This window comes from Hymenobacter miniatus, assembly GCF_016427455.1.
Classification (GTDB): Bacteria; Bacteroidota; Bacteroidia; order Cytophagales; family Hymenobacteraceae; genus Hymenobacter; species Hymenobacter armeniacus.
Genome location: NZ_JAELXR010000013.1, coordinates 136,279 through 143,790, shown reverse-complemented (window position 1 = coordinate 143,790; position 7,512 = coordinate 136,279). Strand labels below are relative to the sequence as shown.

General features: G+C 59.2%; 7 protein-coding genes. 1 reads left to right on the top strand and 6 read right to left on the bottom strand.

Going from position 1 to position 7,512, the window contains the following annotated elements; translation table 11 throughout:
• The 4 genes from JAO73_RS18595 to JAO73_RS18580 form a co-directional block, all read right to left on the bottom strand.
• A complete protein-coding gene (locus JAO73_RS18595) occupies positions 1-723 on the bottom strand; it encodes a leucine-rich repeat domain-containing protein (RefSeq protein ID WP_198978707.1) in 723 nt (240 codons plus the stop codon).
• A 123-nt stretch (positions 724-846) separates the two neighbouring features.
• Entirely contained in the window at positions 847-1,284 is a 438-nt protein-coding gene (locus tag JAO73_RS18590) for a hypothetical protein (RefSeq protein WP_198978705.1), read from the bottom strand.
• A gap of 281 nt (positions 1,285-1,565) precedes the next feature.
• Positions 1,566-2,339 carry a DUF3800 domain-containing protein gene (locus JAO73_RS18585; protein WP_198978702.1) on the bottom strand — a complete coding sequence of 258 codons (774 nt, stop codon included), beginning with the start codon at positions 2,337-2,339 and terminating at the stop codon, positions 1,566-1,568.
• 89 nt (positions 2,340-2,428) lie between these two features.
• Positions 2,429-4,018, bottom strand: a complete 1,590-nt coding sequence (locus JAO73_RS18580) for an ABC-F family ATP-binding cassette domain-containing protein (protein WP_198978700.1) — start codon at positions 4,016-4,018, stop codon at positions 2,429-2,431.
• Positions 4,019-4,587: 569 nt separating this feature from the next.
• On the opposite strand from JAO73_RS18580, the gene JAO73_RS18575 reads away from it, so the two are divergent.
• Positions 4,588-4,953, top strand: a complete 366-nt coding sequence (locus tag JAO73_RS18575; RefSeq protein WP_198978698.1) for a hypothetical protein — start codon at positions 4,588-4,590, stop codon at positions 4,951-4,953.
• A gap of 97 nt (positions 4,954-5,050) precedes the next feature.
• Here JAO73_RS18575 and JAO73_RS18570 read toward each other — a convergent pair whose 3' ends face one another.
• Together JAO73_RS18570 and JAO73_RS18565 are read right to left on the bottom strand one after the other, a co-directional pair.
• On the bottom strand, positions 5,051-5,776 hold the full coding sequence (locus JAO73_RS18570; protein WP_198978695.1) for an NADPH-dependent F420 reductase: 726 nt from the start codon (positions 5,774-5,776) through the stop codon (positions 5,051-5,053).
• Positions 5,777-5,994: 218 nt separating this feature from the next.
• On the bottom strand, positions 5,995-7,509 hold the full coding sequence (locus tag JAO73_RS18565; protein WP_198978693.1) for a TonB family protein: 1,515 nt from the start codon (positions 7,507-7,509) through the stop codon (positions 5,995-5,997).
• Positions 7,510-7,512: the final 3 nt, after the last annotated feature.

The following is a 7,512-nucleotide window of genomic DNA, read 5'->3' as shown; positions in this document are numbered from 1 at the left end:
CTACCTCGCCTTTGCCGGGCTCATGCTCGCCAAAGCCGCTGGCCTTAACTTGCTCCCAGGTGCATAACACCTTCTAGGAAATGTGCTTATATAATTAAGCTCCATATTGATTTCCTCTATTTTTCTTAGCTTCTTTATGCTACGAGGAATGTTTGTCATCGAGTCTCCCCAAATGACAATGCGTTTTAGTTGAGGCAAGATTGATAATTCTGTTGGAAACACATTAAATTTATTATAGCACAGATTGATTTGATTGAGGTTCAGAAAATCTCCTTTCTTGAGGTTCAACTTGCTGATATTATTACTAAAGAAGCTAACATATTTCAAGTTCTTAAGCGACTTTATCGAATTAGGCAATTCAGAAAAAGCGTTATCATTAAGCCATAGTTCTTCCAGACTTTTAAGGAGAGCTATCTGAACCGGCATATCCGATATCTTAGAATCAGTGAGCCACAAGGTTTTCAGGTTTCTCAACTTACCTAAAACCTCAAAAGCCTGTATCAAGTCTAAATCCGGATTTGAGCCTATGTCTATTTCAACAAGATTAGAGAATTGTTCGACTTCCGTGGGCAATGTCTTTAAGCCTTTTTCGGACAAGTCCAGGGATTTCACATTCGTTGGAAGCGATAAAGCCGCTTCAATAGAATCAAATTTCCCTTCCTTAATGGATTGGCTTGATGCTTTAAGTGAAAGCATCAGCAATATGAGTAAGAATAGCTTCATCGGTCGGCTAAGTGATTATTGAACCAGTGATGCTACATAAAGGGAAATTACACACACTACTTGGTGCATAATAACAGAAGCTCCCGTTTCTTTCAGCGGCGGGGGCAGCGGGCGGGGGTGGGTTTACAACTTACCGGTGTAGTAAAGCCGTTTGGCGGCGTGCCGAATTGGTTGGGACAAGTATGGGTCAAGTGACAATGAACGGAGAGTAGGAAGCAGCGCCGGCCATGCCCCTATTTTTCCCACCCACTGCAGAGCTAAATTTACCCAGTAAGCGGAGGGACTGGCTAACCCTAGCAGAATTAGGTCATGCGCAGGAAAGGCTGCCAGTTGGAGCGCCGACTCTTCGTGGCCTAGATGGGCTAGGCCACGAACAAGGGCTTCCTGAAAATCCGCATAGTCTTGCTCCAGCAGCGGCAGCCAACCGGGTGTTTTGCCGTTTTTCAACGTAGCGGTGTCGATGAAATGAGAACCGCATTTCAGAACCCAGTTGTGGCCCTCTACAACATACAAGTCGCATTCACCGAACGTGGCGACGAAAGCAGAAGAAGGCAAAGTCATACGCCAAATTAAGGAAACCGTAGAATTCCCCCTGTTACTGACGCTACCTAAGAAGCTGCCGTTTCTTCCGCAGTGTGTGGGGCGGAGATGTTGGGGCCGTTGGAGAGAAGCTGTGGTATCGTTCTAGCGGCGGGGGCAGCGGGCGGGGGGGGTGAGGAGGTTACTTTTCACCTGTGAAACTTAATCTTACAGAAAGCTGTAAGTTTGCAGTGAATCTGAACGGGTGCTAGTCGCCCTAGTAGGATTCACCCGGGGCCGCCGCAAGGTGGCCCCTTTTTATTTCACAACTGCACGAGATGCAGGGGATGGGCGCGGTTGGCGTAGGTATTGAGCACTGGGCGCAGGCGAGCGTAGAAATTATGGCCCTGCTTGCTGCGCATATAGGCATTGGGCTCATACAGTTGCCGGGCAGCATACGCCACTACATCGACCAGCTGGTGAATGAACGAGTGCGCGGAATCCTTTAGAAACGGGTCCTCAATCACAGACTGCAGCGCTAGGTTGCGGTAGCCGGCTCCTACGGTCTGGTAGGTTGTGTTGTTGGGTACCGGGTTGTGGTGCCTCATCTTTCGCATCAGCGCCGTGAGTTTACCGCCGTCCGTATTGTCAGGCAGCACTAACCCCCGTTGGTCGGCAAAACTGCCTGGGTAATTCCGGTTCCGCAAGGTATTATCGAACCGCTGGATTAGCGCCTGCCACGCATGTTCGAACACGTCGTAGCCAGCCGCTTTTGTAGTTTTATTAACAGCTACCGTGCAAATGCGAATGTCGCTGCGGTTGCTGAGGAAGTCCAAGCATTGCTTCAGGATATCGAGCCGGTCGTTGCGCTTAATGCGCACCAATGCGCCTGGATTGGTGATAAAAGGCGCCGCATGGATTTCTTCGCGCCGCTTCAATCCTTTCGTTGCCCGCAAGTGCCGCCGAAACGCGACGATGTCATTTAAAAAATCCCGCCACCGTGTCTCATGCACCACCAAGCTTGATAGAATAAAATACTTGGTTGGACTAGCTGCAAGGCCAGTATCACCGCTTTCGTCGGCGTAGAGTAGATACATGAGATGCCGCTTGTGATGAAGCTAGCAAGTCACTTGAGAAGCCTCGGTTTCTGTCGCAGCGGGCGCGCGGGGCGGGGGCTTCTCACAGGCTACCCCAGCCGCAGGGTCCGCTCCACCTGCAGTTGCTGCAGAAAATATTCGTCGTGCGACACTACTACGAGGGTACCCTGGTAGTCGTGGAGAGCGGCCGTCAGGATTTCCAGGTTCTGGATGTCGAGGTTGTTGGTGGGCTCGTCGAGCACGATGAGGTCGGGCGCCTGGTTGCTTATCATCAGGCAGCAGAGCAGCAGCCGCAGTTTCTCACCGCCGCTCAAGGCGCTGCAGGGCTTGTCCCAGTCGTCTTTCGCGAACAGGAAGCGGGCGAGGCGAATCTTTACTTCATGCTCCTGCAGCCCCGTGGCGTTGAACTGCTGGGCCTGCTCGTACACCGACAGCTGCGGGTGGAGCAGGGAATAATCTTGGTCGATGAACACGGCCGCGCTCCCGGCTCGGTGCAGTGTGCCCCGCGTGGGTTGCAGCTCGCCCAGCAGCAGCTTGATGAGGGTGGTTTTGCCCGCGCCGTTGGGCCCGTGCAGCGCCAGCCGTTCGCCGCTGTGCAGCCGGAAGCTCAGGTCTTCGGGCCACAGCAGGCCGGGGCCGTAGCCGTAGTTGAGGCCGGTGGCCGCGAACAGCACCTTGCCTTTGTGCAGGGCCGACTGGTCGAAGCCGAACTTCATTTTGTCGGTGTCGGGCAGCTCCTTACGCAGCTCGCTCAGCTCCTGCGCCAGGGCGCCTACCTTCTCAGCATGAATGCCTTTGAGGCGCGACGAGCTGTTTTCGGCGTTGTTGCGCATCATGCCCAGCACAATGGCAGGCAGGCCGGCTTTGTCCTGGCTTTTCTTGCCGCGGGCGTCCTGCTTCTGCTTGCGTTCGAGGGCCTCGCGCTCGGTTTCGCGGGCTTTGCGCAGGGCTTTTTCGCGGCTTTTCACGTCCTGGTGCAGGGCGTGGCTTGCCACCTGCTTTTGCTCGGCGTAGAACTCGTAGTTGCCGCCGTACAGGGCCAGGCCGCGCCGGCTCAGCTCGCACACGGCAGGGAGCAGGTTCAGCAGCTTGCGGTCGTGGCTCACCACCAGCAGCGTGCCGGGGCTGGCCTTGATGAAGTCGTAGAGCAACTGCCGGCTGGCGGAGTCGAGGTGGTTGCTGGGCTCGTCGAGCAGCACAATTTCGGGCCGGTGAATGGAAATGCCGGCCAGGAATACCTTGGTCTTCTGCCCACCGCTGAGGCTGGCCAGGCGTTGGGTAAGGGGCAGCTCGGCTAGGCCCCAGTGCAGCAGGGCCTCCTGGCTTCGTTCCTCTATGGTCCAGTCGTCGTCCAGCGCTGCCAGGTTGGCGTCGGTGGCCCGGCCGTCGAGTATTTCTGCCAGGGCGGCAATTTTGGCGTCGATGTGCAGCGCCTGCGCCACGGTCAGGTCGTCGAACTGGCCAAAATGCTGCGGGATATAATACGGTGCTGAACTGGCCGACACATGCCCGCTGGTGGGCGCCAACAAGCCAGCCACAATTTTCAACAGTGTGGATTTCCCAACGCCGTTGTTCCCAATCAGCGCAATCTTTTGGTGGTCGCTGACGGCCAGGTTCAGGCCATCAAACAGCACATCTTTATTGGGGTGTGCATACCCAAGGTTTTGTAGCAATAGCATGAGTTCTTTCTCAAAAAAGCGAATGGATGCAGCCGCCCACGCGTGGGGTGGCTACTCGATTTTTGAAAGAAGTCAGCTATTACATAAAGCGGCAGTTGCTGTTTGCTGGGGCTAAATTAGGTAATCCTGTTTAGAGTACTGCAATATTCTGCCAGTGATGAAAACGGCCCTGTCGGTCGCGCTGGCAGTGAAGGTTGTTTTAGCTCGCTGGCGGGGAGAGCAGGCGGGAGTGGTGATGAGGCCGTTGGAGAGCAGCTGTGGTATCGTTCCAGCAGCGGGGGCAGCGGGCGGGGGGCATCAATTACCGGCAACAGAATAGAAGGGCATCCACAAGCCGAAACTGGCGGCCCTACAAGTGCCGCGGCAACGGTCTCCAGCCTTCGAAAACCATTATGTTTTTATATTTGCCCAATATTAACCTATTGGCTGTGAGAATATTTATGCTTCAACCAAAGAATGCACCTCAGTTGCCCTACGCCAGTACCAAGCTACGCGAAGGGGGCCGACCCGTGCACGTCACGCACGATTCTTTCGGTGCGGTGGCGGCCGAATACTCTTTTTTTCCCCTCATGCGGGTGTTGTATGTGCGCTGGTACGGCCACGTCACCGGCAATGAGCTGATACGTGCGGCCGAGGTGGGCCTACGCATCAACCAGCAGCTGCAGCCCGTGGGCCTCATGCACGACGTGCGCGGCACCTCCGGCGACTGGGGCGATGCCGCTTATTGGGTAGAGCACGAGTGGATTCCGGGCATAAAGGCCCACTGCACCAGCCTTCGCAACATCGGTTTTTTGTGCGACGCCGACACGCCGGCCCCCTACCCCAACACCTTGTTGCTGGCGAAGCTGGACCAGCAGTTTGAGTTTCAGCGATTCTATTCCCTGCGGGCAGCGTGGCGCTGGATGGAACAGCGCACCATGCACGGCCCCAATTAAGGTTGCGGCTTCGAAACGTCCCGCAAACAACAGAGCCCCGGCAAATGCCGGGGCTCTGTTGTTTGCGTTTGCAGTAATCCGCAGGCACCCGGGGCGGCTACTTCAGCTTGATGCCCTGGGCTTCCATCTGCTTTTCAGTGGCGTTGTGGTTGGCCAGGAACTGGGCGTGCTGCTCGGGCGTGCGCTGGGTGCCCAAGCTGGCCAGGTGCTCGCGCAACTTGTCGGCGGGCAGGTCGGCGCCGTAGGACGGGGTGCCCGGCTGCTGGCGCCACGACTCGTGCAGGGTGCCGTCGTCCACGGCGTCGAAGCCCAGCTCTTCCACCAGGGCCATTACTTTCTGCTTGGCGGCGGCATCGTCGCCGGCCACGGGCAGGGAAATGCGACCGGGCGTGCCGGCGGGCACGCCCTTGTTCTGCAGGTGGTCGGCATAGATGTTGTTGAACACCTTCACCACCGGGCGGCCCAGGTGCTGCTGCACCCACTCGCTCTCGGTAAGGTCGCCGGTTTCGAGCTCCGGAATCTGGCCGTCGCGCAGCAGGGGATAGTAGTTGCTGGTGTCGATGACGGGCACGTCGGCCGGCACGCCCTCGAACAAGTTCTTGGGCAGGTCGGGGATGTTTTTCAGCGGGATGGTCACCACAATGAGGTCGGCGCCCTTGGCCGCTTCTTCGGCCGTGACGGGGGTGGCGCCGGTTTTCTGGGCTACGTCGCCCAGGGTTTCGGGGCCGCGGGAGTTGGCAATTTTAACGGAGTGGCCGAGGCTGGTGAGCCGCACGGCGAGGGCGCTGCCGATGTGGCCGGCGCCGATGATTCCAATGTTCATAAAAATAAGCTGAGCGGGTGATGAATGAGCTGCTTTTTGGCAAAGCGGCATGCGCTAAGACCACCCGCCCGGCCAGATTGTTTTGCCCAGGCCCCACGGGCTGCCCCGGACGAGGCCCGGACGGCGCGGCTGCACGCCGGCTCGGGCAGCGCCAGTTTCTTCGGCCAGGCTGGCACCTTGGGCCGGTTTGGCAACGGACCCAGGCCATTGGCTCTCCCCTACTTCTTCTTGGCAGGACTGGCAGCTGGTTTTTTGACCGGCGCGGGAGCCGCGGCCGAAACCGAGCTGGGGGTGAAGGGTACGTCGACACGCATCTGGATGGGAATGGGGCGGCCGTTTTGCTGGGCGGGCGTGCAGGGGCAAATCTGCGCAAGGGCATCGAGCACGGCTTGGTCGCAGCTGGTGCACAGGCCCCGCGTGATGCGCGGCTTGCGCACCAGCCTGTCGGCGTCGATGATGTACTCAGCCGACACGGTGCCGTTGATGTTTTCGCGCTTCACGGCCTCGGGGTAGCGCACGGCCTGCTGAATGGTGGGCCCGTAGACGGGGCTGCCGTCTAGGAAGGTGGGCATGCTTTCGGCGTAAGAATACACTTTGTCGCCGTCCACAAAGGGCTTGTTGGGGTCGGGCAGCGGCATCGGAATGTCGACGAACTGGCGGGTGGCCACGGGCTGGTCGGCGTTGTCGCGGGCGGGGGCCCAGGCGGGGAAGGCGTTCACCAGGCGCAGGGCTTCGGCGTCGCAGCTGGTGCACAGGTGCGTTTTCAGCTCGGCGCCTTCTACTTTGCCCGAAGGGCGCACAACGAACTCGACGCGCACGCGGCCCTGCAGCTTCTCGGTGGCCACCACAGCCGGCACCCGCAGGTTGCGCTTGATGTAATCGTACACGCCGGGTGCGGGGAAGGTGGCGTGCAGGCCGCGGGGGTCGGCGGGGTACACGTGGTTGGGCGAGATGAGCTGCAGGGGCAGCGCCAGATTCACGGGTACAGGCTGGCCGCCCTGCTGGCCGGGCACCAGGCGCGGCAGCTTGCGCACGGCCGCCAGCACGGCCTCGTCGCAGGCCGGGCAGAGGCCGCTCACAATTTTGGGGTCGCGCACGTTGCCCTTGGCATCTACCACAAAGGTGACCTGGACCGGCCCCTCCGACTTGGCGTCGCGCACCTCGGCCGGGAACACCATGTTTTTCATCACGGCAGCCTGCAGCGTGGTTTTCTCGTTGGGGGCCGGCAGGGTGGGCATCTGCTCCACGTAGCTATACACGCGGGCGCCGTCGAGGGTGGCCGGGGCGGTGGCCCCCGAGGCCGGCGGGAACGTGGCGGGCACGGTGAAGCTCACCGACACGGCCCGGCCGTTTTGCTTGCCGGGGATGAAGCGCGGCAGCTGGCTCACGGCCGCAACGGTGGCTTCGTCGCAGCCGGCCCCAATGCCCTTCACAATCTTGATGCTCTTGACGCCGCCGGTGGGCGTGACCGTGAACGAGACGAACACGCGGCCGGTCACGTTGTCGCGGCGGGCCTGCTCGGGGTACACCAGCCGCTCCTGAATGGCGGCCACAATGGCCTGGTTGCCGCCGTTGCCGGGCAGCGTCGGCATCTGCTCCACGTAGGTGTACACCTTTTCTTCTTCGGCCTCGCCCTGCGCGGCCGCGGGCCGGGCCAGCGCCAGCAGCACCAGTAGAAAAGCAAAGAACGGGGCCGCAAGGGCCGAAAAAGCATGGCGTAGGCGTGGTTTCATGCT

Coding starts and splice junctions, on each gene's coding strand:
- JAO73_RS18570 (WP_198978695.1), bottom strand. CDS start 5,776: ATGAACATTGGAATCATCGGCGCCGGCCACATCGGCAGCGCCCTCGCC.
- JAO73_RS18565 (WP_198978693.1), bottom strand. CDS start 7,509: ATGAAACCACGCCTACGCCATGCTTTTTCGGCCCTTGCGGCCCCGTTC.
- JAO73_RS18580 (WP_198978700.1), bottom strand. CDS start 4,018: ATGCTATTGCTACAAAACCTTGGGTATGCACACCCCAATAAAGATGTG.
- JAO73_RS18585 (WP_198978702.1), bottom strand. CDS start 2,339: ATGTATCTACTCTACGCCGACGAAAGCGGTGATACTGGCCTTGCAGCT.
- JAO73_RS18595 (WP_198978707.1), bottom strand. CDS start 723: ATGAAGCTATTCTTACTCATATTGCTGATGCTTTCACTTAAAGCATCA.
- JAO73_RS18575 (WP_198978698.1), top strand. CDS start 4,588: ATGCGGGTGTTGTATGTGCGCTGGTACGGCCACGTCACCGGCAATGAG.
- JAO73_RS18590 (WP_198978705.1), bottom strand. CDS start 1,284: ATGACTTTGCCTTCTTCTGCTTTCGTCGCCACGTTCGGTGAATGCGAC.